The 23642-nt window shown below is 61.3% G+C and carries 20 protein-coding genes; 13 read left to right on the top strand and 7 right to left on the bottom strand.

The features are described 5' to 3' along the window. Positions 1-33: 33 nt before the first annotated feature. The 6 genes from J5M66_RS00200 to J5M66_RS00175 form a co-directional block, all read right to left on the bottom strand. Positions 34-915, bottom strand: a complete 882-nt coding sequence (locus J5M66_RS00200) for a symmetrical bis(5'-nucleosyl)-tetraphosphatase (protein ID WP_207807471.1) — start codon at positions 913-915, stop codon at positions 34-36. Next, a complete protein-coding gene (gene apaG / locus J5M66_RS00195; protein ID WP_122612442.1) occupies positions 915-1295 on the bottom strand; it encodes a Co2+/Mg2+ efflux protein ApaG in 381 nt (126 codons plus the stop codon). The genes J5M66_RS00200 and apaG overlap by 1 nt, the downstream gene beginning before the upstream one ends. A gap of 113 nt (positions 1296-1408) precedes the next feature. Continuing rightward, entirely contained in the window at positions 1409-2227 is an 819-nt protein-coding gene (gene rsmA, locus J5M66_RS00190; RefSeq protein ID WP_041476699.1) for a 16S rRNA (adenine(1518)-N(6)/adenine(1519)-N(6))-dimethyltransferase RsmA, read from the bottom strand. Further along, the gene (gene pdxA / locus J5M66_RS00185) at positions 2224-3213 is read right to left on the bottom strand and encodes a 4-hydroxythreonine-4-phosphate dehydrogenase PdxA (protein WP_207807470.1); all 990 of its coding nucleotides are present in this window, start codon (positions 3211-3213) and stop codon (positions 2224-2226) included. Before pdxA ends, rsmA begins: the two co-directional genes overlap by 4 nt. Then, entirely contained in the window at positions 3210-4532 is a 1323-nt protein-coding gene (surA, locus tag J5M66_RS00180) for a peptidylprolyl isomerase SurA (RefSeq protein WP_207807469.1), read from the bottom strand. The genes pdxA and surA overlap by 4 nt, the downstream gene beginning before the upstream one ends. Beyond that, a complete protein-coding gene (locus J5M66_RS00175; protein ID WP_207807468.1) occupies positions 4507-7308 on the bottom strand; it encodes an LPS-assembly protein LptD in 2802 nt (933 codons plus the stop codon). Before J5M66_RS00175 ends, surA begins: the two co-directional genes overlap by 26 nt. 130 nt (positions 7309-7438) lie before the next feature. Here J5M66_RS00175 and J5M66_RS00170 point away from each other — a divergent pair, with 130 nt between their 5' ends. Genes J5M66_RS00170 through J5M66_RS00160 form a run of 3 tightly spaced genes read left to right on the top strand, consistent with a single transcriptional unit; the run spans position 7439 to position 9895 of the window. Then, on the top strand, positions 7439-8458 hold the full coding sequence (locus tag J5M66_RS00170) for a phosphotransferase (protein WP_016772900.1): 1020 nt from the start codon (positions 7439-7441) through the stop codon (positions 8456-8458). Then, positions 8455-9126: an N-acetylmuramate alpha-1-phosphate uridylyltransferase MurU gene (gene murU, locus J5M66_RS00165; protein ID WP_123443843.1), complete on the top strand. Its 672-nt coding sequence runs from the start codon at positions 8455-8457 to the stop codon at positions 9124-9126. The genes J5M66_RS00170 and murU overlap by 4 nt, the downstream gene beginning before the upstream one ends. A gap of 1 nt (position 9127) precedes the next feature. Further along, positions 9128-9895: a TerB family tellurite resistance protein gene (locus J5M66_RS00160; protein ID WP_073476573.1), complete on the top strand. Its 768-nt coding sequence runs from the start codon at positions 9128-9130 to the stop codon at positions 9893-9895. A 123-nt stretch (positions 9896-10018) separates the two neighbouring features. Here J5M66_RS00160 and J5M66_RS00155 read toward each other — a convergent pair whose 3' ends face one another. Beyond that, positions 10019-11005, bottom strand: a complete 987-nt coding sequence (locus tag J5M66_RS00155; protein WP_123443844.1) for an alpha/beta hydrolase family protein — start codon at positions 11003-11005, stop codon at positions 10019-10021. Positions 11006-11079: 74 nt separating this feature from the next. On the opposite strand from J5M66_RS00155, the gene J5M66_RS00150 reads away from it, so the two are divergent. The 10 genes from J5M66_RS00150 to trpE all read left to right on the top strand — a co-directional run bounded on the left by J5M66_RS00150 (position 11080) and on the right by trpE (position 23546). Then, positions 11080-13476 carry a sensor histidine kinase gene (locus tag J5M66_RS00150; protein ID WP_207807467.1) on the top strand — a complete coding sequence of 799 codons (2397 nt, stop codon included), beginning with the start codon at positions 11080-11082 and terminating at the stop codon, positions 13474-13476. Between the two features lie 84 nt (positions 13477-13560). Beyond that, positions 13561-14190, top strand: coding sequence for a response regulator transcription factor (locus tag J5M66_RS00145; RefSeq protein WP_003228820.1), 630 nt, complete (start codon positions 13561-13563; stop codon positions 14188-14190). 333 nt (positions 14191-14523) lie between these two features. Beyond that, a complete protein-coding gene (locus tag J5M66_RS00140) occupies positions 14524-15648 on the top strand; it encodes an ABC transporter ATP-binding protein (protein ID WP_039757731.1) in 1125 nt (374 codons plus the stop codon). A gap of 48 nt (positions 15649-15696) precedes the next feature. After that, positions 15697-16740, top strand: a complete 1044-nt coding sequence (locus J5M66_RS00135; RefSeq protein WP_016772907.1) for an ABC transporter substrate-binding protein — start codon at positions 15697-15699, stop codon at positions 16738-16740. A 198-nt stretch (positions 16741-16938) separates the two neighbouring features. Continuing rightward, positions 16939-18186, top strand: a complete 1248-nt coding sequence (locus J5M66_RS00130) for an ABC transporter permease (RefSeq protein WP_016772908.1) — start codon at positions 16939-16941, stop codon at positions 18184-18186. 12 nt (positions 18187-18198) lie between these two features. Then, on the top strand, positions 18199-19023 hold the full coding sequence (locus J5M66_RS00125) for an ABC transporter permease (protein WP_016772909.1): 825 nt from the start codon (positions 18199-18201) through the stop codon (positions 19021-19023). Between the two features lie 218 nt (positions 19024-19241). Next, on the top strand, positions 19242-20390 hold the full coding sequence (locus tag J5M66_RS00120) for an iron-containing alcohol dehydrogenase (protein WP_016772910.1): 1149 nt from the start codon (positions 19242-19244) through the stop codon (positions 20388-20390). 114 nt (positions 20391-20504) lie between these two features. Continuing rightward, positions 20505-21179, top strand: a complete 675-nt coding sequence (gene rpe, locus J5M66_RS00115) for a ribulose-phosphate 3-epimerase (protein ID WP_007918813.1) — start codon at positions 20505-20507, stop codon at positions 21177-21179. Continuing rightward, positions 21176-21994, top strand: coding sequence for a phosphoglycolate phosphatase (locus J5M66_RS00110; protein ID WP_122612452.1), 819 nt, complete (start codon positions 21176-21178; stop codon positions 21992-21994). The genes rpe and J5M66_RS00110 overlap by 4 nt, the downstream gene beginning before the upstream one ends. A gap of 70 nt (positions 21995-22064) precedes the next feature. Further along, the gene (trpE, locus tag J5M66_RS00105) at positions 22065-23546 is read left to right on the top strand and encodes an anthranilate synthase component I (RefSeq protein ID WP_122612453.1); all 1482 of its coding nucleotides are present in this window, start codon (positions 22065-22067) and stop codon (positions 23544-23546) included. The last annotated feature ends 96 nt before the right edge of the window (positions 23547-23642 follow it).

The following is a 23642-nucleotide window of genomic DNA, read 5'->3' as shown; positions in this document are numbered from 1 at the left end:
GGCGGGTTCCTGTAGCTCAACTGAAAGTGCAGTCTAACGCGGCGCGTCGACTGGCGAAGATTCGGGGATAAGTGGCGCGACCGTGTGTGCAAGCCCGCCGTGCTCGTCGCATTTGCATGACAGGCGTTCGCCGCTGTCGACGTTCATCAGCGTCAGGCTGCCGCCCCAGACGCATCCGGTGTCCAGCGCGGAAATGCCCGGCTCGTGGATATTGCCCTCGAGCGCAGCCCAGTGACCGAAGATGATGCGCAGGCCTTTGGTCTTGCGCTCCTTGTGCTGGAACCACGGCTTGTAGCCGGGCGGGGCGCTGTCCAGGCCTTCCTTGCTTTTGAGGTCGAGCTTGCCCTCGGCGGTGCAAAAGCGCATGCGCGTGAAGTAATTGGTGATCACCCGCAGACGATCAATGCCTTTGAGATCGTTGTCCCATTTTGCCGGCTCGTTGCCGTACATACCGTCAAGGTAGGCGGGGAATACGTTGTCGTCACGCAGGGCGGTCTCGACTTCGGCGGCGCACTTCAACGCACGGCGCAGCGACCATTGCGGCGGGATGCCGGCATGGACCATCGCAACATCGCGTGTTTCGTCGTAATGCATCAGCTTCTGCTGGCGCAGCCATTCCATCAATTGCGGGCCGTCGGGGGCCTCGATGATTTCGCGCAAGGTGTCACTTTTCTTCAAGCGCTCGATCTTTTTCGCGGCGGCCAGCAGGTGCAGGTCGTGATTGCCGAGCACGCAGACCAGCGATTCACGCATGCCATGGAGAAAGCGCAGGGTTTCCAGCGACTGCGGACCACGGTTGACCAGATCGCCGACCAGCCATAGCCGATCCAGCACCGGGTCGAAGGCAACTTGCTTGAGCAGGCACTTGAGCGGTTCGAGGCAGCCTTGCAGGTCGCCGACGGCGTACGTCGTCATCAGTGCAGGGCTCCGGGCACGGCGAGCCGAAACGGTTTGATGGTCGCATCGAAACGTTTGCCGTCGTCGGCGAGCATCTGATAGGAGCCTTGCATGGTGCCGACCTTGGTGGTCATCACCGTGCCGCTGGTATACGTGTGGCTCTTGCCTGCATCGATCAACGGTTGCTGGCCGACGACGCCTTCACCGCGCACGTGTTCGACATGGCCGTCACCATCGGTAATCACCCAGTGCCGGGACAGAAGCTTGGCGGCAAGCTCGCCGTTGTTCTGCACGGTGATGGTGTAGGCGAAGGCGAAACGGTCGTGTTCGGGTTGCGATTGGTCTGCCAGATAATGGGTGACGACGCTGACATCGACCTGGTAACGGGAATCGGACATGCAAGAGGGCCTTAACGAAGCGGAACGCGGGGCGTAGCTGATGGGGAATCAGTCTAGGCAAGTATCGGGCAGTAAACCAGAGTGGTGTGCTGCCCGATAGCGTTCATCGCGGGTCAGTCGGCGGCGGGAGCTGCCGGGACCTGTATCGCGAGCTGGTCGGCCAGGCGCACGAATGCGGCCAGATCCAGTTGCTCGGGACGCAGGCTGCCATCAACGCCAGCGGCTTCGATCTCGGCGTTGCTGAGCAATTGCTTGAGGGTATTGCGCAAGGTTTTGCGGCGCTGGTTGAAGGCTTCGCGCACAACGCGCTCCAGCAGCTTGTGATCTTTGGCCGGGTGCGGCAGTACCGCGTGGGGCACGAGACGAACGATCGCCGAATCGACTTTCGGCGGCGGATTGAATGCGCCCGGGCCGACGTTGAACAAATGTTCCACGCGGCAATGGTACTGAACCATGATCGACAAACGACCCCAGTCACCGCCACCCGGGCCTGCGGCCAGACGCTCGACCACTTCTTTCTGCAGCATGAAATGCATGTCACGAATGATGCCGGCGTTGTTCAGCAGGTGAAAAATCAGCGGCGTGGAGATGTTGTACGGCAGGTTGCCAACCACCCGCAGGCTGTTCGGTGCGGCGTTCAGCGTATTGAAGTCGAACTTCAGCGCATCGCCCTGATGCAGGTTGAAATTGCTCATGCCGGCAAACTGCTGATTGAGGATCGGGATCAGATCCTTGTCCAGCTCCACTACGTCGAGTTGCGCGCCGGAGCCCAGCAAACCTTGGGTCAGCGCACCCTGACCGGGGCCGATTTCCAGCAGGCGGTCGTCAGGCTTGGCGTGAATGGAGCGCAGAATGCGGTCGATAACGCCGGCATCGTGGAGGAAGTTCTGACCAAAGCGTTTGCGCGCCTTGTGTTGGTATTGCTCGTTCATAAACGGGTCTCGGCCATCTGGTAGGCGGTTTCCAGGGCGACTTGCAGGCTGCCGGTGTCGATCCTGCCGCTGCCGGCCAGATCCAGGGCGGTGCCATGGTCGACCGAGGTGCGGATGATCGGCAGGCCCAGCGTCACGTTGACGGCAGCGCCGAAGCCTTTGTACTTGAGCACGGGCAAGCCCTGGTCGTGGTACATCGCCAGCACTGCGTCGCAGTGCTCCAGATATTTGGGGGTAAACAGAGTGTCGGCAGGCAGCGGGCCACGAAGGTCCATGCCCTCGCCGCGCAGGCGCTCTAATGTCGGTTCGATGATGTCGATTTCTTCATGGCCCAGGTGGCCGCCTTCACCGGCGTGCGGGTTGAGGCCGCAGACCAGGATGCGGGGCCGGGCGATGCCGAATTTGTCTTGCAGGTCGGCGTGCAGGATTCGCGTCACGCGCTCCAGCCGCTCCGGGGTGATCGCGTCGGCAATCTCGCGCAGAGGCAGATGTGTGGTGACCAGCGCCACGCGCAAACCGCGAGTGGCAAGCATCATCACTACTTGCGCGGTGTGCGTCAGGTCGGCGAGAAACTCAGTGTGTCCAGAGAACGCGATGCCCGACTCGTTGATCACACCTTTGTGCACCGGCGCGGTGATCATCCCGGCGAAGTCGCCGTTCAGGCAGCCGTTGCCGGCGCGGGTCAAGGTTTCGAGGACGAATGCCGCGTTGGCCTTGTTCAGTTGCCCGGCGATTACCGGTGCGCTGAGCGGGGTGTCCCAGACGTACAGACTATTGGCCGGTGCTGGAACATCTGGCCACTGCCCCGGCGCGACATCCAGCAGGTTGACGGCCAGCCCCAGTTGCGCGGCCCGCTCAAGGAGCAGGTCGCGGCTGGTGATGGCAATCAGGGGATGTGGCTGGGCTTGCGAAGCGAGCAGCAGGCACAGGTCGGGACCGATGCCGGCTGGTTCGCCGGGTGTCAGCGCGAAACGCTTGGGTTTCACTGCGCTGCCTGGTCTGCACCAGGAAGTTTGATCTCTACGTATGCTTCGTCACGGATCTGACGCAGCCAGGTCTGCAGCTCTTCGTCGTATTTGCGGTTCCGCAGTACGGTCATGGCTTGCTGCTCACGGGCCTGTTCGGTGCCGTCAGTGGCGCGACGGCCAAGGACTTCCAGCACGTGCCAGCCGTATTGGGTCTGGAATGGCTTGGACAGCTGACCTTGTGGGGTCGAAGCCATCACTTCGCGGAATTCCGGTACCAGCACGTTCGGGTCGATCCAGTTCAGGTCGCCGCCGTTAAGGGCGGAACCCGGATCTTCCGAATAGTTTTTCGCCAGTTCGGCAAAGTCTTCGCCGGCGGTGATGCGGTCATACAACGATTGCACCAGCGCCTTGGTCTTGGCTTCGTCGCGGATCGGGCTCGGCTTGACCAGGATGTGACGCACATGCACTTCGTCGCGCATCTGCGCTTCGCCGCCGCGTTTGCCCAACAGCTTCAGAATAATGAAGCCGCCCGGCGTACGCGCAGGCTGGGTAATGTCGCCGACGGCCATGCTGCTCAATTCGCGATCGAACGGCGGCGGCAGCTGCGCGGCTTTACGCCAGCCCATGTCGCCGCCTTCCAGCGCGTTGTCGCTGCCGGATCTGGCCACGGCCATCTGACCGAAGTCAGCGCCTTGCTTGAGCTGCTGGTAAACATCCATGGCCTGACGATAAGCGCTCTGAATCGCTTCAGAGTTAGCGCTTTCAGGGGTTGGAATCAGGATGTTGGCCAGGTGCAGTTCTTCGGACAGTTGCATCTTGCCGAGATCGGAGGCGAGGAAGTTCTTCACTTCCTGCTCGGACACCTGAATGCGTTCTGCCACGCGACGCTGACGCACCCGGCTGATGATCATCTCGCGCTTGATCTGATCACGGGCGTCGTCATAGTTCAGGCCATCGCGAGCCAGCGCAGCACGGAACTGATCAACAGTCATGTTGTTGCGCTGAGCAATGGTGCCGACAGCCTGGTTCAACTCTTCGTCAGTGATGCGGATGCCCGAGCGTTCGCCGATCTGCAGTTGCAGGTTTTCGACGATCAGACGCTCGAGCACCTGCTGATCGAGCACGCCCGGAGGCGGCAGGCCGCCACCGCGCTTGGCGATGGTCTGCTGAACTTCGTGAACGCGCTGGTCCAGTTGGCTCTGCATGACCACGTCGTTGTCGACGATCGCCACCACTTTGTCGATGGACTGTACGGCGGCGTTGGCCGCCGTACCCAGGAACAGCGCGCCCAGCAGCACCGGGCGCAGACAATCAGAAAGCTTGGTCTTCACGTTCACGATAACCTTGAATGCCTTTGTCGAGGAAGCTCTCTACCTTGGCGCCAGTCAGGCCGCCGAGTCCCTTCAGAACAATTTGGAGGAAGACGCCATGGTCGCCTTTTTCGTTTTGCGGAGCTTCCTGGCTGAACTCGTCATAGGAAACCCAGTAACGGTTGATCAGGCGCAGTTTCCAGCAGCAGTTGTCGTATTCGAAACCACCGAAAGCTTCCAGCGTGCGGTTGCGGTTGTAGTCGTACTGCCAGCGGCTGATGGCGTTCCACTGCGGAACGATCGGCCAGATGACCGAGAAGTCATGCTGCTGGATCTTGTAGTAGTCCTTCACGTAGCCAGGTTGGCCCGGGGTGCCATAGTCACCGCCGCCCACAGACCATTTACCGGTGTTCTGGTCAAAACGGACCTGGTCATTACGGTAGCGATAACCAACGTTGATGACTTTGTTCGGATTGTCTTCCGGCTGATAGTGGAACATCGCACTGCCCGAGCGTGGGCTGCGGCTGTCCGGATCCCAGTTGTAGTCGGCAGTGGTGCGCCAGTCACGGTTCCAGCGGTATTCGTATTCCAGCGCGTATGGCGAAACGTCGGATTTCGCGTCGTCACGATCGTTGAAAGCGATACCCGGCAGTTGAACCTTGCGATCCTTGAAGTACAGAGCCTGGCCGACGCTGATGCGCTGACGCTCGAAGCCGTTGTCTTCGATCCAGCGACTGGTTACGCCCAGCGACAGTTTGTTCTCGTCGCCGACACGGTCGGCGCCGGAGAAGCGGTTGTCGCGGAACAGCGAGGCGTAGTTGAAGGTGTATTCGCTGGTGTCGAAAACCGGAATGTCTTCCTGATCAACCTCAGGTACATAGAGGTAGAACAGGCGTGGTTCCAAGGTCTGACGATAGTTCTTGCCGAAATACGAGGTGTTGCGGTCGAAGTACAGGCCACCATCGATGCTGGCGATCGGTACGCCACGGTTCTGGTTGCTGTCGAACTCGCCGTTGAGCTTTCTCTGTTCTGCGGTCATCGCATCGATCTGCGATTTACCGGTGTTATCCAGATCCAGCTGATATTGCGTGTACTGGTACTTCAGCGATGGCTTGAGGAAGCCATACGTCCAGTTCATCGGCAGGCTGACGCCCGGTTTCAGATTCAAACGATCGCCATTGGCGCGAGCCAGGCCAGTGATGTTGTTGTCCAGGCGCGACTCGGTAGTGATGCCGTCTTCCTGTACAAACGTGCCGCTACGCAGGTCGCGATCAAAGCGAACCAACTCGGTCTCGTAATCGAAATTCACACCTTCCGGGTGATACGGCAGCTGACCATTGAAGGTGATCTGCGGCAGACGGCCATACGGTGTGATGTTCGAAACGGTCGCCAGTTGATACTGCTGAGCGTTGAGGCGTGCGGTGTAGCTGTCGCCACGATAAGTGACCGAGCCCTGCTGGTTGACGAAGTCGTCGCTCTTGACGCCGATCTGGTCGGTTTGCAGGTCCTGGAAGTAATACGGATCGCTGATCTTGGTGTAGTCAACCTGGGTCAGCACGCGGGAATCGAGACCGCCCTTGTGCTGCCAGTTGTACATGTAGCGAGTCTCGTTGTAGTCGGACTGGCGCTTGCGATCGTCGTTCTCGTCGTTGAGATACGAGGCACCGAACTGCCCTTCGCTCGACTTGGTCAGGTAACGGAACTCACCCTCCACCAGCATGCCGCGCTTGCTCATGTAACGCGGGTACAACGTGGCGTCGTAGTTAGGCGCCAGGTTGAAGTAGTACGGGGTAACCAGCATGAAGCCGGTGTCGCTGCCCGAACCGATGGTCGGCGGCAGGAAGCCGGACTGGCGACGGTCGTCGATCGGGAAGTAGATGTACGGGGTGTACAGAATCGGGATGTCTTTGACGCGCAACGTCACGTTGGTTGCGGTACCGAAACCGGTCGCCGGGTTCAAGGTGATGTTGTTGCCCTTGAGCTGCCAGGCGTTGCTGTTCGGTTCGCACGTGGTGTACGTACCGTCCTTCAAGCGGATGATCGCGTTTTCAGCACGCTTGGCATACAGCGCGTTACCGCGGATGCGCGATTTGTGCATCACGTATTCGGCGTTGTCGACCTTGGCTTCGCCGGTGTCGAGCTGCACATCGGCGTGGTCGCCGACGATCAGCGCGCCGTTGTCGCGGATACGCACGTTGCCGGCCAGTTCGCCACGGCTCTCGGCCTGATACAGGTTGGCCTCGTCGGCTTCGACCTGCATGCTGCCCTGACGCATGACCACGTCACCGGCGAGGCTGGCGACTTGTGTGTCCTGCTCATAACGCGACGCTTTGGCACCGATGAAGGTCGGCGCGTCACTTTTATTCGTCTTGTCATTCATGCCAGGACGAATCGGTTCGATATAGGAACCAGAGCAGTAAGGACCGGTCTCGGCCAATTGCGCAGCGGTGAGCTTCTCGCGCGGAACCCAGTCGAGGTGACTGTAGTCTTCGCTACGGGATTTCAGGCCGCGGCCCTTGGACTCGGTGACCAGTGCGGTTTTCGCGCCAGTGTCGGCGTCGGAACCCTTGTCAGCCGCAGGCTCGCCGGCAGCGCTGACGGCACTGCCGTCATGTACCGGGCGCGGCGGCAATGCCGCGGCGGGCGACTTGGGCGCACAGTCCCAGCCACCCGTAGCCGAGACGGAGCAGTCATACTGCTCGGCGGCAACAACGAATTGACTGGCCAGAGGTTGCATAGCCAGCAGACTGCCGGTTACCAACAACGGAAATTTTTTACGAAACGCGGGGGATTTCAATGCCATCTTATTAGTCCGGGCTTCCTGCGTGCCATCTGCCCGCGGTGTGGGCCGCACGCCTCTCGATGGTCTGAAAAAGATGCTGGATAATAAAGCATGACCCGCTTGACGGCTAGCGCCGTCGGAGACCCTTGCAATGCCTGACCAAGATGTACGCTTGCAACACCTGAAAGTTTGGCTCGATGAGCAGTTGGCAAAGCTGTTTGCCGAGCAGGGCTGGGGCACCGTGCCCCCGGCCACGTTGACCGCGGCCAGCAGCGACGCGAGTTTTCGCCGCTACTTCCGCTGGGAGGGCGATGGCCGCAGCTTCGTCGTGATGGACGCGCCGCCGCCCCAGGAAAACTGCAAACCGTTCGTGGATATCGCTTTTTTGCTGGCGAAATCCGGAATTAATGTGCCGAAAATTTACGCCGAAGACCTAGAACGCGGTTTTCTTTTGCTCAATGACCTGGGCAACAAGACCTATCTCGACGTGATCGATGGCGAAAATGCCGACGCGTTATTCCACGATGCCCTGCAAGCGCTGTTGGCTTTTCAACAGTTGCCGATGGTTGCGCCGTTGCCCAGTTACGACGTCGCCTTGTTGCGTCGCGAGCTTGAATTGTTCCCCGAGTGGTACGTCAAGCGCGAGCTGGGCGTCGAGTTCGATGCGGCCCAGCAGCAACAATGGCAGCACATCAGCGAGTTGCTGATCGACAGCGCGCTGGCGCAGCCGAAAGTGCTGGTGCACCGCGACTACATGCCGCGCAACCTGATGCTCAGCGAGCCCAACCCCGGCGTGCTGGACTTTCAGGACGCGGTTTACGGCCCGGTGACCTACGACGTGACCTGCCTGTTCAAGGATGCTTTCCTCAGCTGGCCGGAAGAACGTGTACGCGGCTGGCTGGAAAGTTACTGGCAGCAGGCCTCGGCACTGGACATTCCGGTGCAGGCGGATTTCGAAGACTTCCTGCGCGCCAGCGACCTGATGGGCGTGCAGCGTCACCTGAAAGTCATCGGCATCTTCGCGCGTATCTGCCATCGCGATGGCAAGCCACGCTATCTGGCCGATGTGCCGCGCTTCTTCTCTTATATAGAAGCAGTGATCGCCCGCCGTCCTGAACTGGCGGAACTGCAAGCGCTGTTCAGCAGCTTGCGTGCTGGAGCGACGGCATGAAGGCAATGATTCTGGCGGCGGGCAAAGGCGAGCGCATGCGCCCGCTGACCCTGACCACGCCGAAACCGCTGGTGCGTGCCGCTGGCGTGCCGCTGATCGAGTATCACCTGCGCGCCCTCGCGGCCGCAGGTTTCACCGAAATCGTCATCAACCACGCCTGGCTCGGTCAGCAGATCGAGGATCATCTGGGCGACGGTTCGCGTTTCGGCCTGAGTATTCAGTACTCGCCGGAAGGCGAGCCGCTGGAGACCGGTGGCGGGATTTTCCGTGCGCTGTCGTTACTGGGTGACGATGCGTTTCTGGTGGTCAACGGCGACGTCTGGACCGATTACGACTTCAGCGTGCTGCACCAGCCGATCAATGGCCTGGCGCATCTGGTGCTGGCCGACAATCCGCCGCATCACCCGAAAGGCGACTTCACTCTCATCGACGGCAAAGTGCAGGACGGCGAGCCTGATGCGCAGACGCTGACTTACAGCGGTATCGGCGTGCTGCATCCGCAGTTGTTCGATGGTTGCAGCGATGGCGCGTTCAAGCTCGCGCCGCTGCTACGCAACGCCATGGCCAAAGGTGAAGTGACGGGCGAGCGGTTGAAGGGGCATTGGGTAGATGTTGGTACCTACGAGCGTCTGGCCGAAGCCGAAGCCTTGATAGAAGCGAGTCGCTGAGATGCTGTGGCCAGGGACTCTGATTGGAGCCGGAGTGGGGTACGCGATTGCCAGCATTCCGGGGGCCATGCTTGGGGCGTTGTTGGGGCAGGCGCTGGATCGGCGCCTGCACTTGCAAAGCTGGGGACACTTGCGCGAAAAGCTCGGCGGCCGGCCGATGCTGCGCAACGATGAATTGCTGTTCGTGTTGCTCGGGCGTCTGGCCAAGAGCGACGGGCGCGTCACTGACGGGCATATCCAGCAGGCGCGCAATGAAATGCGCGCGCTGGAAATGAGCGAGCCGGCGACACGGCGGGCCATTGCTGCATTCAATCGCGGCAAGTCCGGCAGCGACAATCTGCGCGGCTATCTGCGTCGATTGAGTGCGCAACCGCATGCGGCTGAGGGCGTGTTGCGTGCCTGCTGGCGAATGGTCTGGGCTGATGGTCGCGCCGGGGTCAGCGAACGCGAGTTGCTGGCGCAGTGGGGCAAATGGCTCGGCTGGACGGCGCAGCAGGTGCAGGCATTGGCCAGCGATTACGAGCCGGGCAAGCGGCCGATCGTCAGTGCGGCAGTGAGTTACCAGGAGGCAATGAAGTTGCTTGGGGTGTCGGCGAGCAGCGAGCCGGCGCAGATCAAGCGCGCTTACCGACGGTTGCTCAGTCGCCATCACCCGGACAAGATCGCCGGCAGCGGCGCGACCCCGGCGCAGGTACGTGAGGCGACCGAGCGGACGCGGGAATTGCATAACGCCTATACGTTGATTCGGGAGCGGCGGGATTTTCGCTAGGAATTAGATGGGTTTTGCTTGTGCCTGCCTCTTCGCGAGCAGGCTCGCTCCCACATTGAATTGTGCATAGATCCAATGTGGGAGCGAGCCTGCTCGCGAATTAAGGGCGACTCGGTGGAACAGTCAGTCAACAGCCTGAGGATTCAACCAGCCCCGCACCCGCCGAAACAATTGTTCCTGCTCAGCCTTCTTGTCCGGCAATACCTTCAGCGCCACCTGGCTGAACGCCGAGGTCTTCAGACGCTTGCTCGCCTGCATGCGCTCCAGCGCCGCGTTGCGATCCAGCGCTTTGTCCATGTAGAAAATATCCACCGTCGGCAGCTTCAGCGTCGGCGTCAGTTCGGCGAGTGGCGGCAGGGCTTTGGCCGGTGCTTGCGCGTCAACCATCACCAGTTTCTCCACCTGCGGCGTCTGCCGCTCGCTCAGAAAACGCGCCGCCCAATAAGCGCCGGTGCCGTGGCCGAGCACGACAATGCTGCGCGCGCTCTGCTGTTCGGCGTAGGCAATCGCTGCGTCGATGCGTCCGAAAATGCGCTCGGCGTCGGCCTTGGCTTGTTCTTCGCTGGTTTCGGCGACCACCTGTTCGGCGACCTCCGCTTCACCGCCAGCGGCCTGTTCGATCGGTTGTGCGGTGGCGGCATCCTTGCTTGTGGTTTCCGGGGCTTTCGGCGCCGCGGCCGGTTCGATCACGCGCGGAGCAATGGCGTCGCCTTGCAGATCCGGCAGGGTGATACTCAGGCTGCTCCACTCGACATCCGGCAATTTGCGTCGCAACGGGCCGATTGCCTGCGGCCAGTCAGCGGTTTCGCCGGCACCGGGAACGATGATCACCGCGCCTTTGGGCTCGGCGCTGTTGGCCGGTTTCCACAGGGCGAGGAAAGTGTCGCTGCCAGCCTGCAGTTGTTGCTGCTCTTGCGCTGGCAGTTTACGTTGCAGTGCGGCGGCCTCTTCCTGACTACGCTCAAGCAGTGGCTGGCGCTCGGCCGGTTTTTCTTCGGCGGGTTTATCCGTGGCGGCAGGCGCCGGGTCGGCGGCTTCGACGGAAAACGCACAAGGCAGGATCAGCGACAGGCACAATGCTGGCAGTGCCAGGCGGTAGACAGAGGGCATCGGTTATTCCAGGCCAGAAAAGTATCCCGGCAGCCTAATGGGTTGGTCAGAATTTGTCAGTGTATGAGACTTCAATGAAGCGATTTTGCTGCCTGTGGGTTATCGGCTGTTTGTGGTTTCCCTTGATGGGCTGGGCGGCGCCTGCGCCACCGGGCCATGCGGCACAACTGACGCCGAGCCAGCAACAATGGCTGGCGCAGCACAACGAATTGCGCGTCGGCCTGGTCTTGCAGGCGCCCTACGCGACCTACGATCGGCGCCTGCAGCGATTGTCCGGGGCCAATGTCGAGTTGATGAAACTGCTGGCCAAGACCCTCAGCGTGGAACTGAGCTGGCGCAACTTTCAGGATCTAGGGGCATTGGAAAACGCTTTGCGCGAGGGCGACATCGACATCGCTCCGGGCCTCAGCCAGACCCCGAGCGCGCTGCGCCTCTGGCAGTTTTCCGACCCCTACATGCGCGTGCCGCAACTGGTGGTCAGCGACCAGAAAAGCAGCGGCGCGGTCGATCTGGAAAAGCTCGACAGCCAGACCCGCGTCGCCGTGCGCATGCCGAGCAGCACCGCCGATTACCTGCGCAGCAACTATCCGCACTTGAATCTGCAAGGCGTGCCGCTGGAACGGCAAGCGTTGCAACTGCTGTTGAGTCAGCAAGCCTCCTACGCGGTGGTCGACGAAGCACAGTTGGGCCGGCTGTCGGTGGAGCCGGAGTTTGCCGAACTGGTGGTGGTTGGCGATATCGGCCTGCCGCAACTGCTGCGTGTGGCCTCGCGGCGCGATTGGCCGGAGCTGGCCGGCATCGTCCAGAGCGCCTTGCGCGCGATCCCGGCCAAGGATCTGGAACAACTGCACAACCAATGGCTGCAGCCGAAATACCCACGGCTGACCGAGTCGCCGGGGTTTTGGCAGAACCTCAGCCTGTTGTTCGCGGTGATGCTGCTCAGTTGCGCGGCAATCGTGGCGTGGCAGCGGCGCCAACAGCACAGCCTCGAACAACGCCTGCTCAGCGCCCGCGAAGACATTGCATTGCGCGCGGCCAGTGAAGAGGCGCTGCGGCTGACACAGTTTTCCATCGACCAAAGCACCGTCGGCATTCTCTGGGTCAATTGGGACAGCCATGTGCGCTACGCCAACCGCGCGGCGGAAAACATGCTCGGCTATCCCTCGGGCGGGCTGATCGAGCGGCCGCTGATCGATTTCGAGCCCGGCCTGCACATGGATCGCTGGCTCAATCTGTGGAAGCGTGCACGGGCCAGTGAAGAAGGGCCCTTGAGCTTCGAAACCAGTTGCCTGCGCGCCGATGGCAGTGTGCTGCCGGCGGACGTTTCCCTGAGCTTCCTGCGTTTTCGCGACAGTGAATATCTGGTGGTCTACCTCACCGACGTCACCGATCGCCGCCGCGCGCTCGCCGCTTTGCAGGAAAGCGAGGCGCGCCTGCAAGGCATCGCCGCCAACGTTCCGGGTCTGGTGTTCAGGCTGGAGCGGGCACCGGTCACCGGGCAGATCGACTTTGCCTACATCAGCGAGGGCAGCGAAAGTCTGGTCGGTTATGCGCCGGCAGCCATCGCTCATCGCGACATGGGCCTGCGCAGCCTGGTGCATCCCGACGACAAGGCCAGTTATCACCGCACCCAGGATCAGGCGCTGGACACTGACAGCGACTGGTCGTGGCAGGGCCGCATCGTCACGCGCCAGGGTGAGCAGCGCTGGGCCGAGATCAAAGCGATCACCCGCCAGCTGGAGGACGGCGCCTATGTGTGGGACGGCATCGTCTGGGACATCAGCGAAAGCAAACGCATCGAGCTGGAACTGGCGGCCTCGCGCGAGCAACTGCGCGAACTGTCGGCGCACCTGGAAAGCGTGCGCGAAGAAGAGAAGGCGCGCATCGCCCGGGAAGTCCATGATGAGTTGGGACAGATGCTCACCGTGCTGAAACTGGAGACATCGATGTGCGAATTGGCCTACGCGCAGCTTGATCCGGGACTCAACGAGCGGCTCAACAGCATGAAACGCCTGATCGCGCAGTTGTTTCAGCTGGTACGCGATGTGGCGACGGCGTTGCGCCCGCCGATCCTTGATGCCGGGATTGCCTCGGCCATCGAGTGGCAGGCTCGGCGTTTCGAGGCGCGCACACAGATACCGTGTCTGGTGCAGGTGCCGGACAACCTGCCGGCACTCAGCGATGCCAAAGCGGTGGGGCTGTTCCGGATTTTGCAGGAGGCGCTGACCAACGTGATGCGCCATGCTCAGGCGCACACGGTGGAGCTGACGCTGGAGCTTGCGGGCGATGAATTGTGTCTGACCGTCAGCGATGATGGCGTAGGATTTGTCGCGGCCGAGGGTAGGCCGACGTCGTTTGGCCTGGTCGGCATGCGTGAGCGGGTGCTGATCATGGGCGGGCGGCTGGAGCTGGTGAGTGAGCCGGGGGAGGGCACCAGTCTGGTGGTGCGAGTGCCGGTGAGTGAGGTTTGACATGTTGCGGTGTCTGGACTGGCGCCTTCGCGAGCAAGCTCGCTCCCACAGGGATTGGTGTGTACTTGAAATCTGGAGAAGAACGTGATCCGTGTACTGGTAGCCGAAGACCACACCATCGTCCGCGAGGGCATCAAGCAACTGATCGGCCTGGCCAAGGATCTGCAAGTGGTGGGGGAGGCGAGCAATGGTGAGCAACTGCTCGAAACCCTGCGCAGCGTGCCGTGCGAGGTGGTGTTGCTGGACATCTCCATGCCCGGGGTCAATGGCCTGGAAGCGATCCCGCGTATCCGTGCGCTGAACAATCCGCCGGCGATTCTGGTGCTGTCGATGCACGACGAAGCGCAAATGGCCGCGCGCGCGTTAAAGGTCGGCGCGGCCGGGTATGCGACCAAGGACAGCGATCCGGCGCTGCTGCTCACGGCGATTCGCAAAGTCGCGGCAGGTGGGCGTTACATTGACCCGGAACTGGCCGACCGCATGGTCTTCGAAGTCGGCCTGACCGATACCCGGCCGCTGCATTCGCTGTTGTCAGAACGCGAATTCTCGGTGTTCGAACGCCTGGCCCAAGGCGCCAACGTCAACGACATCGCCCAGCAACTGGCCCTGAGCAGCAAGACCATCAGCACCCACAAGGCGCGGCTGATGCAGAAGCTCAACATCACCTCCTTGGCCGAACTGGTGAAATATGCGATGGAGCACAAACTCCTCTGACCGTCACCGCCCTCATGTGGGAGCGAGCCTGCTCGCGAAAGCGGCGTAACAGTCAGCCATTCAGTTTGATGACCCACCGCATTCGCGAGCAGGCTCGCTCCCACAGGTTCGGAGTAGGCATATCCATTAGCGACAGACGCTTTTGCCTTTACTAGCGGCTTGCAGCTTGCCCCTTGCCGCTGCGCTTGCCCAAACGCGCCATCCTTGTAGGGCAATCCCTACCCCCAGCCTTCCATTACGCTTAAGCGATTCTCTCCTGCGCCCCGATTTGCGTGGCCGCCGCCAGCCACTAGGCTTGATGAACAAGCAGTCATCAACAACAAAGGTGTGGGTATGAGCCAGGTCGATACAAACGCAGGGACCGGTGATGTGCTGGTCAGCTTTCGTGGTGTGCAGAAGAGCTACGACGGCGAGAACCTGATCGTCAAAGACCTCAACCTGGACATTCGCAAAGGCGAATTCCTCACCCTGCTCGGGCCGTCCGGTTCGGGCAAGACCACCAGCCTGATGATGCTCGCCGGATTCGAGACGCCGACCGCCGGCGAGATTCTGCTGGCCGGGCGTTCGATCAACAACGTGCCGCCGCACAAGCGCGACATCGGCATGGTGTTCCAGAATTACGCGCTGTTCCCGCACATGACCGTTGCCGAAAACCTCGCTTTTCCGCTGTCCGTGCGTGGCCTGAACAAAAGCGACGTCAGCGAGCGGGTGAAGAAAGTCCTCAGCATGGTTCAGCTCGATGCCTTCGCCTCGCGTTATCCGGCGCAGCTGTCCGGTGGTCAGCAGCAGCGTGTGGCACTGGCACGCGCGCTGGTGTTCGAGCCGCAACTGGTGTTGATGGACGAGCCGCTCGGCGCACTCGACAAACAACTGCGTGAACACATGCAGATGGAGATCAAGCACCTGCACCAGCGCCTCGGCGTGACCGTCGTCTACGTGACTCACGACCAAGGCGAAGCGCTGACCATGTCCGATCGCGTTGCCGTGTTCCATCAGGGCGAGATCCAGCAGATCGCGCCACCGCGCACGCTCTACGAAGAGCCGAAAAACACCTTTGTCGCCAACTTCATTGGCGAGAACAACCGCCTCAACGGCCGCCTGCTCAGCCAGAGTGGCGAGCGCTGCGTGGTCGAGTTGGGGCGTGGCGAAAAAGTCGAGGCGCTGGCCGTCAACGTTGGCCAGACCGGCGAACCGGTGACTCTGTCGATCCGTCCGGAGCGCGTCAGCCTCAACGGCTCGAGCGATCAATGCGTCAACCGCTTCTCAGGGAGGGTGGCGGAATTCATCTATCTGGGCGACCACGTCCGGGTGCGCCTGGAAGTCTGCGGCAAGACCGACTTCTTCGTGAAACAACCGATTGCCGAGCTCGATCCCGCGCTTGCTGTCGGCGACGTGGTACCGCTTGGCTGGCAGGTCGAGCACGTTCGTGCGCTCGATCCGCTTTTAGAGGCGCACTAAGCGCCCCGGCAATACCAACACCAACCCTGCACGTGGAGAGAACAATAAATGTTGAGATCCCTGAAGTTCACCGCCCTGACTCTGGGCCTGATGGGTGCGACCGGCGCGATGGCTGCCGGCCCGGACTTGACCGTGGTGTCGTTTGGCGGGGCGAACAAGGCGGCGCAAGTCAAAGCCTTCTATGCACCGTGGGAAGCGGCGGGTAATGGCAAGATCGTTGCCGGCGAATACAACGGCGAGATGGCCAAGGTCAAAGCCATGGTCGACACCAAGAGCGTGTCGTGGGATCTGGTCGAAGTTGAATCGCCAGAGCTGTCCCGTGGTTGCGACGAAGACATGTTCGAGCAACTCGACCCGGCCCTGTTCGGCAAGACCGAAGACTACGTCAAAGGCGCCATTCAGCCGTGCGGCGTAGGTTTCTTCGTCTGGTCGACCGTACTGGCTTACAACGCCGACAAATTGAAAACCGCACCGACCAGCTGGGCGGATTTCTGGGACACGAAGAAATTCCCGGGCAAGCGCGGCCTGCGCAAAGGCGCCAAGTACACTCTCGAATTCGCGCTGATGGCCGATGGTGTCGCGCCGAAAGACGTCTACAAAGAGCTGGCGAGCAAGGGCGGCCAGGATCGCGCCTTCAAGAAACTCGATGAGCTCAAGCCAAGCATTCAGTGGTGGGAAGCCGGTGCACAACCGCCGCAATACCTCGCTTCCGGCGACGTGGTGATGAGTTCGGCCTACAACGGTCGCATTGCTGCGGTGCAGAAAGAATCCAACCTGAAAGTGGTGTGGAACGGCGGCATCTACGACTTCGACGCCTGGGCAATCCCGAAAGGTCTGGACGCCAAGCGCGCCGAAGCGGCGAAGAAATTCATCGCCTTCTCGGTGCAGCCGCAGCAGCAGAAGACCTACTCGGAAAACATCGCCTACGGCCCGGCCAACACCCAAGCCGTGCCGCTGCTGGCCAAGGATGTCCTGAAAGACATGCCGACCACCCCGGAAAACATCGCCAACCAGGTGCAGATCGACGTCAGCTTCTGGGCTGACAACGGCGAGCAACTGGAACAGCGTTTCAACTCTTGGGCTGCCAAATAAGCCAAGCATGCGGACCGATGGCTTTCCGGATGATCGTTCCCACGCTCTGCGTGGGAATGCCGCCCGGGACGCTCCGCGTCCCTGTGTGACGCAGAGCGTCACTGGATTCATTCCCACGCAGAGCGTGGGAACGATCACTGGCAAAAGTTCGAGGTGGTTCACCACCTCTGTAACGATCAAAGATTTGCGGAGTACGTCATGGCCATCGCCGTTCCCCTGAACGAGGGCGCCAGCCCCACCTTGAAGCAGAAGCTCAAGCACGCCGAGCGGGTCAACCGCTGGAAAGCCCAGGCGCTGATTGCGCCGCTGGTGCTGTTTCTGCTGCTGGTGTTTCTGGTGCCGATCGTGGCGCTTCTCTATAAAAGTGTCGGCAACCCGGAAGTGGTTGGCGGCATGCCGCGCACTGTCACTGCCATCGCCAGTTGGGACGGCCGTGGTCTGCCCGCCGAGCCGGTGTACAAGGCGGCCAGCGAAGACCTCGCCGAAGCCCGCAAAAACCAGACGCTGGGCGATCTGTCCAAGCGCTTGAACATGGAGTTGGCCGGCTACCGCAGCCTGCTGACCAAAACCGCCCGGGCGCTGCCGTTCGCCAGCGAACCGGCTTCTTATAAAGAAGCGCTGGAAGCGCTCGACGAACGCTGGGGCGACCCGGCCTACTGGCAAGCGGTGAAACGCAACACCAGCAGCATCACTCCGTATTACCTGCTGGCGGCGGTCGATCACCGCATCGATGACCTCGGCGAACTGGCTCCAGCCACCCCGGATCAGGCGATCTACCTCGACATCTTCGCTCGCACGTTCTGGATGGGCCTGGTCATCACCGTGATCTGCCTGCTGCTCGCCTATCCACTGGCTTATTTGCTGGCGAACCTGCCTTCGCGGCAGAGCAACCTGCTGATGATCCTGGTGCTGCTGCCGTTCTGGACTTCGATTCTGGTGCGGGTCGCAGCGTGGATCGTGCTGCTGCAATCCGGCGGTCTGATCAACAGTGCGCTGCTGGCCATGGGCATCATCGATAAACCGCTGGAACTGGTGTTCAACCGCACCGGCGTATACATCTCGATGGTGCACATTCTGCTGCCGTTCATGATTCTGCCGATCTACAGCGTGATGAAAGGCATCTCGCCGACCTACATGCGCGCGGCGATTTCCTTGGGCTGTCATCCGTTCGCCAGTTTCTGGCGGGTGTACTTCCCGCAGACCTACGCTGGTGTCGGCGCCGGCTGCCTGTTGGTGTTCATCCTTGCGATTGGCTACTACATCACCCCGGCGCTGCTCGGCAGCCCGAACGACCAAATGGTCAGTTACTTCGTCGCCTTCTACACCAACACCAGCATCAACTGGGGCATGGCCACTGCACTCGGCGGGCTGCTGTTGCTGGCGACCGTGGTGCTTTATCTGATCTACAGCTGGCTGGTCGGCGCCAGTCGCCTGCGCCTGAGCTAAGGGGAATTTGCGATGCTGAGTCCTTACATGTCGCCCATCGAACGGGTGTGGTTCTACAGCCTGCGGATTCTCTGCGGCCTGATTCTGCTGTTCCTGATCCTGCCGGTGCTGGTGATCATTCCGCTGTCTTTCAACTCGGGGAGTTTCCTGGTCTATCCGCTGCAAGGTTTCTCGCTGCAGTGGTACCACGACTTCTTCGCCTCGGCGGAATGGATGCGCGCGCTGAAGAACAGCATCATCGTCGCCCCGGCGGCGACGGTGCTGGCGATGATCTTCGGCACGCTGGCGGCGATCGGCCTGACCCGTGGCGACTTCCCCGGCAAATCGCTGGTGATGGCACTGGTGATTTCACCGATGGTGGTGCCGGTGGTGATCATCGGCGTGGCGAGTTATCTGTTCTTCGCGCCGCTGGGGCTGGGCAACAGCTTCTTCTCGCTGATCGTCGTGCATGCGGTATTGGGTGTGCCGTTTGTGATCATCACCGTGTCGGCGACGTTGCAGGGCTTCAATCACAACCTGGTGCGTGCTGCTGCGAGTCTCGGTGCTTCACCACTGACAGCATTCCGCCGGGTGACCTTGCCGCTGATTGCGCCGGGAGTGATTTCCGGGGCGCTGTTTGCCTTTGCGACTTCTTTCGATGAAGTGGTGGTGACGCTGTTCCTTGCCGGGCCCGAGCAGGCGACATTGCCTCGGCAGATGTTCAGCGGGATTCGCGAAAACCTCAGCCCGACGATTGCCGCGGCGGCGACGTTGCTGATTGCCTTCTCGGTGATCTTGCTGCTGACGCTGGAATGGCTGCGCGGGCGCAGCGAGAAACTCCGCACCGCGCAAGTCTGACTTCGAAAGCGGTCAAAAATGTGGGAGCGAGCCTGCTCGCGAAGGCGGTGTGTCAGCTGGCATATCAGTTGAAAGGGCTACCGTATTCGCGAGCACGCTCGCTCCCACAGTTGATCGTGGTCTTCTCGATCTGGCCATTCATAGGGTGAATAGCAGACAACCCCAAATCCCCAGCTAATCTTGTGCCCAGCTCCCACATCTATAAGAGGCTGCGCACCATGAGTCTGTCCCAGTTCAAAATCGCTCACAAACTGATCACCGGCGCCGCAGCCATCGAGCAACTGGCCGCCGAACTCACCCGCCTCGACATCGACAACCCGCTGATCGTCACCGACGCCGCGCTGGTCAAGTCCGGTACTGTCGAGCTGGCGCTGGTGCAACTTGGCGGGCGCGAGTACGAGATTTTCGACCGTGTGCTGCCCGACCCGGAAATCGCCATCGTCGAAGATTGCATGCGTGCCTACCGTGAGGGCGGGCATGACGGTTTGATCGGCCTCGGGGGTGGCAGCGCCATCGATATTGCCAAAAGTGTCGCCGCCTACGCCGGTTACCACGGCGCGCTGGAAGATTTGTTCGGTGTCGATCAGGTGCCGCGCAAGGGTCCGCCGCTGATCGCCATTCCGACCACCGCCGGCACTGGCTCTGAAGTCACCAATGTGGCGATCCTCTCGGACAAGGTCGCGCAGTTGAAGAAAGGCATCGTCAGCGACTATCTGTTGCCCGATGTGGCGCTGGTCAGTCCGCAAATGACCCTGACCTGTCCGCGCAGCGTTACCGCCGCCAGTGGTGTCGATGCACTGGTGCACGCTATCGAATCCTATCTGTCGGTGAACGCCTCGCCGATCACCGACTCCCTCGCCATCGGCGCAATCAAGCTGATCGCCAGCGCTCTGCCCAAGGCCTACGCCAACGGCGCCAACCTGCAAGCGCGCGAAGACATGGCCACCGCCAGCCTCATGGCCGGCATGGCGTTCGGTAACGCCGGGGTCGGTGCGGTGCATGCGCTGGCGTATCCGCTGGGCGGTCGCTTCAACATTGCCCACGGTGTCAGCAATGCCTTGCTGCTGCCCTATGTGATGACCTGGAACAAAATGGCCTGTGTTGAACGCATGCAGGATATTGCCGAAGCCATGGGCGTGAAGACCGCGCATCTGAGCGCCAGCGAAGCTGCGGACAAAGCCGTGCAGGCCATGACCGACCTGTGCGCGGCGGTGGAAATCCCTGCCGGGCTGCGCAGTTTCGGCGTGCCGGAGGAAGCGATCCCGGCGATGGCCGTGGAAGCCGCCGGCATCGAGCGGCTGATGCGCAACAATCCGCGCAAACTCAGCGCCGGCGATATCGAGAAGATCTACCGCGCGGCTTACTGAGGCGCGGTCGCTGAGGGCTCATGGCACAACCCAATCATCGCGGTCCCGGTGCGCGTGTGGAAACTTGAGGTATACAATGCGCGCCATCGTGATTTAGCTCAGCACAGGTGCGTCATGCAGCCCTTCGTAATTGCTCCGTCGATCCTCTCCGCCGACTTCGCCCGCCTCGGCGAGGAAGTGGACAACGTTCTCGCCGCCGGCGCCGACTTCGTCCACTTCGATGTCATGGACAACCACTACGTACCGAACCTGACGATCGGTCCGATGGTCTGCGCGGCGCTGCGCAAGTACGGCGTCACCGCGCCGATCGACGCGCACCTGATGGTCAGCCCGGTGGACCGCATCGTCGGCGACTTCATCGAAGCCGGCGCGACCTACATTACCTTCCACCCGGAAGCCACGCTGCACGTCGATCGCTCGCTGCAACTGATCCGCGAAGGCGGCTGTAAGTCCGGTCTGGTGTTCAACCCGGCGACCCCGCTGGACGTGCTCAAGTACGTGATCGACAAGGTCGACATGGTCCTGCTGATGAGCGTCAACCCGGGATTCGGCGGGCAGAAGTTCATTCCCGGCACCCTCGACAAACTGCGTGAAGCGCGGGCGATCATCGACGCCTCGGGCCGCGACATCCGCCTGGAAATCGACGGCGGCGTCAACGTCAACAACATCCGCGAAATTGCCGCTGCTGGTGCTGACACCTTTGTCGCCGGCTCGGCCATTTTCAACGCGCCGAACTATCAGGAAGTCATCGACAAGATGCGTTCCGAACTGGCACTGGCGCGCCCATGAGCGGTTTTGAGCAGTTGTTCCCGGGGCAACTGCCACGGTTGGTGATGTTCGATCTGGATGGCACGCTGATCGATTCGGTTCCCGACCTGGCAGCGGCGGTGGACACCATGCTGCTCTCCCTCGGCCGTCCGCCGGCAGGTATCGAAGCGGTGCGCGAATGGGTCGGCAATGGCGCGCCGGTGCTGGTGCGTCGGGCCTTGGCGGGTGGTATCGATGACTCGGCAGTGGACGACGCTGAAGCCGAGCGCGCACTGGAGATTTTCATGGAGGCTTACGGCGCCAGCCATGAGCTGACCGTGGTCTATCCCGGTGTGCGCGACACGCTCAAGTGGCTGCACAAGCAAGGCGTGGCCATGGCGCTGATCACCAACAAGCCCGAGCGCTTCGTCGCGCCTCTGCTCGATCAGATGAAGATCGGCCGCTACTTCAAGTGGATCATCGGCGGCGATACCCTGCCGCAGAAGAAGCCTGACCCGGCGGCGCTGTTTTTCGTGATGAAAATGGCCAACATTCCGGCCTCGCAATCGTTGTTCGTCGGCGACTCGCGCAGCGATGTGCAGGCGGCGAAAGCAGCGGGGGTCAAGTGTGTCGCGCTGAGTTATGGCTACAACCATGGCCGGCCGATTGCCGAGGAATCCCCGGCACTGGTGATCGACGATTTGCGCAAACTAATTCCCGGTTGCCTGGATCTGGCCGGTGGGATAACGTTGCCCGACGCTGTTCAACCCCCTTCTGGAAACGCCATCGTGGTGGTCACCCGCAAACTCTGGATGAAAGTCATCAAGGCCCTGGCCCGCTGGCGTTGGCGCGCCTGACTGATTCTGGCCGGCCGTGCCGGCGCGTTTGCATACCTGACTGATTGCACCTCACACCACGAGGCACCTTATGAATCGCGAAGAATTCCTGCGTCTGGCCGCTGACGGCTATAACCGCATCCCGCTGGCCTGCGAAACCCTGGCCGACTTCGACACGCCGCTGTCGATCTACCTGAAACTGGCCGATCAGCCCAACTCCTACCTGCTCGAATCGGTGCAGGGCGGCGAGAAATGGGGCCGTTATTCGATCATCGGTTTGCCGTGCCGCACCGTGCTGCGGGTTCATGATCATCACGTCAGCATCACCGTCGATGGCGTCGAAACCGAAAGCCATGACGTCGAAGACCCGCTGGCCTTCGTTGAAACCTTCAAAGCGCGCTACAACGTGCCGACCATCGCCGGCCTGCCGCGCTTCAACGGTGGACTGGTCGGTTACTTCGGTTACGACTGTGTGCGCTATGTCGAGAAGCGTCTGGGCAAATGCCCGAACCCCGATCCGCTGGGCGTGCCGGACATTCTGCTGATGGTTTCCGACGCCGTTGTGGTGTTCGACAACCTGGCCGGCAAGATGCACGCGATCGTCCTCGCCGACCCTGCGCAGGCCGATGCCTTCGAGCAAGGCCAGGCGCGGTTGCAGGAACTGCTCGAGCAACTGCGTCAGCCGATCACCCCGCGTCGTGGCCTGGATTTCAGCAAACAGCAATCGGCCGATCCGGTGTTTCGTTCCAGTTTCACCCAGGACGATTACGAAAAAGCCGTCGACACCATCAAGGAATACATCCTTGCCGGCGACTGCATGCAGGTGGTGCCGTCGCAGCGCATGTCGATCGACTTCAAGGCTGCGCCGATCGATCTGTATCGCGCCCTGCGTTGCTTCAACCCGACGCCGTACATGTACTTCTTCAACTTCGGCGATTTCCACGTCGTCGGCAGTTCGCCGGAAGTGCTGGTGCGCGTCGAAGACAATCTGATCACCGTGCGCCCGATCGCCGGCACGCGCCCACGCGGTGCCACCGAAGAAGCCGATGTGGCGCTGGAGCAGGATCTGCTCTCGGATGACAAGGAGATCGCCGAGCACTTGATGCTGATCGATCTGGGCCGCAACGATACCGGGCGAGTCTCGGAAATCGGTTCGGTGAAGCTCACCGAGAAAATGGTCATCGAGCGTTATTCCAATGTGATGCACATCGTCTCCAACGTCACCGGCCAGTTGAAGTCGGGCCTGACCGCGATGGACGCACTGCGGGCGATTCTGCCGGCGGGTACGTTGTCGGGCGCACCGAAGATTCGCGCGATGGAAATCATCGACGAGCTGGAGCCGGTCAAGCGCGGTGTGTACGGCGGCGCGGTCGGTTACTTCGCCTGGAACGGCAACATGGACACCGCCATTGCCATTCGCACGGCAGTGATCAAGAACGGCGAGCTGCACGTGCAGGCCGGCGGCGGCATCGTCGCCGACTCGGTGCCGGCGCTGGAATGGGAAGAAACCCTGAACAAACGCCGCGCGATGTTCCGCGCCGTTGCCCTGGCTGAGCAAACCCCGGACGCCTGATCCACGCAATTTCCCATGTGGGAGCGAGCCTGCTCGCGAAGAGGATGTGTCAGTCACCGTTGATGCTGACTGACCCAGCGCCTTCGCGAGCAGGCT

It is taken from the genome of Pseudomonas sp. 67(2021), from assembly GCF_017491835.1.
Taxonomy (GTDB): domain Bacteria; phylum Pseudomonadota; class Gammaproteobacteria; order Pseudomonadales; family Pseudomonadaceae; genus Aquipseudomonas; species Aquipseudomonas atacamensis.
This window is presented reverse-complemented; position numbering and strand designations above follow the sequence as displayed.

What these genes read in the sequence shown, in the direction of transcription:
- J5M66_RS00200 (WP_207807471.1), bottom strand. Translation starts at nt 915, where the DNA reads ATGACGACGTACGCCGTCGGCGACCTGCAAGGCTGCCTCGAACCGCTC.
- apaG (WP_122612442.1), bottom strand. Translation starts at nt 1,295, where the DNA reads ATGTCCGATTCCCGTTACCAGGTCGATGTCAGCGTCGTCACCCATTAT.
- rsmA (WP_041476699.1), bottom strand. Translation starts at nt 2,227, where the DNA reads ATGAACGAGCAATACCAACACAAGGCGCGCAAACGCTTTGGTCAGAAC.
- J5M66_RS00175 (WP_207807468.1), bottom strand. Translation starts at nt 7,308, where the DNA reads ATGGCATTGAAATCCCCCGCGTTTCGTAAAAAATTTCCGTTGTTGGTA.
- J5M66_RS00170 (WP_016772900.1), top strand. Translation starts at nt 7,439, where the DNA reads ATGCCTGACCAAGATGTACGCTTGCAACACCTGAAAGTTTGGCTCGAT.
- murU (WP_123443843.1), top strand. Translation starts at nt 8,455, where the DNA reads ATGAAGGCAATGATTCTGGCGGCGGGCAAAGGCGAGCGCATGCGCCCG.
- J5M66_RS00160 (WP_073476573.1), top strand. Translation starts at nt 9,128, where the DNA reads ATGCTGTGGCCAGGGACTCTGATTGGAGCCGGAGTGGGGTACGCGATT.
- J5M66_RS00155 (WP_123443844.1), bottom strand. Translation starts at nt 11,005, where the DNA reads ATGCCCTCTGTCTACCGCCTGGCACTGCCAGCATTGTGCCTGTCGCTG.
- J5M66_RS00150 (WP_207807467.1), top strand. Translation starts at nt 11,080, where the DNA reads ATGAAGCGATTTTGCTGCCTGTGGGTTATCGGCTGTTTGTGGTTTCCC.
- J5M66_RS00140 (WP_039757731.1), top strand. Translation starts at nt 14,524, where the DNA reads ATGAGCCAGGTCGATACAAACGCAGGGACCGGTGATGTGCTGGTCAGC.
- J5M66_RS00135 (WP_016772907.1), top strand. Translation starts at nt 15,697, where the DNA reads ATGTTGAGATCCCTGAAGTTCACCGCCCTGACTCTGGGCCTGATGGGT.
- J5M66_RS00130 (WP_016772908.1), top strand. Translation starts at nt 16,939, where the DNA reads ATGGCCATCGCCGTTCCCCTGAACGAGGGCGCCAGCCCCACCTTGAAG.
- J5M66_RS00125 (WP_016772909.1), top strand. Translation starts at nt 18,199, where the DNA reads ATGCTGAGTCCTTACATGTCGCCCATCGAACGGGTGTGGTTCTACAGC.
- J5M66_RS00120 (WP_016772910.1), top strand. Translation starts at nt 19,242, where the DNA reads ATGAGTCTGTCCCAGTTCAAAATCGCTCACAAACTGATCACCGGCGCC.
- rpe (WP_007918813.1), top strand. Translation starts at nt 20,505, where the DNA reads ATGCAGCCCTTCGTAATTGCTCCGTCGATCCTCTCCGCCGACTTCGCC.
- J5M66_RS00110 (WP_122612452.1), top strand. Translation starts at nt 21,176, where the DNA reads ATGAGCGGTTTTGAGCAGTTGTTCCCGGGGCAACTGCCACGGTTGGTG.
- trpE (WP_122612453.1), top strand. Translation starts at nt 22,065, where the DNA reads ATGAATCGCGAAGAATTCCTGCGTCTGGCCGCTGACGGCTATAACCGC.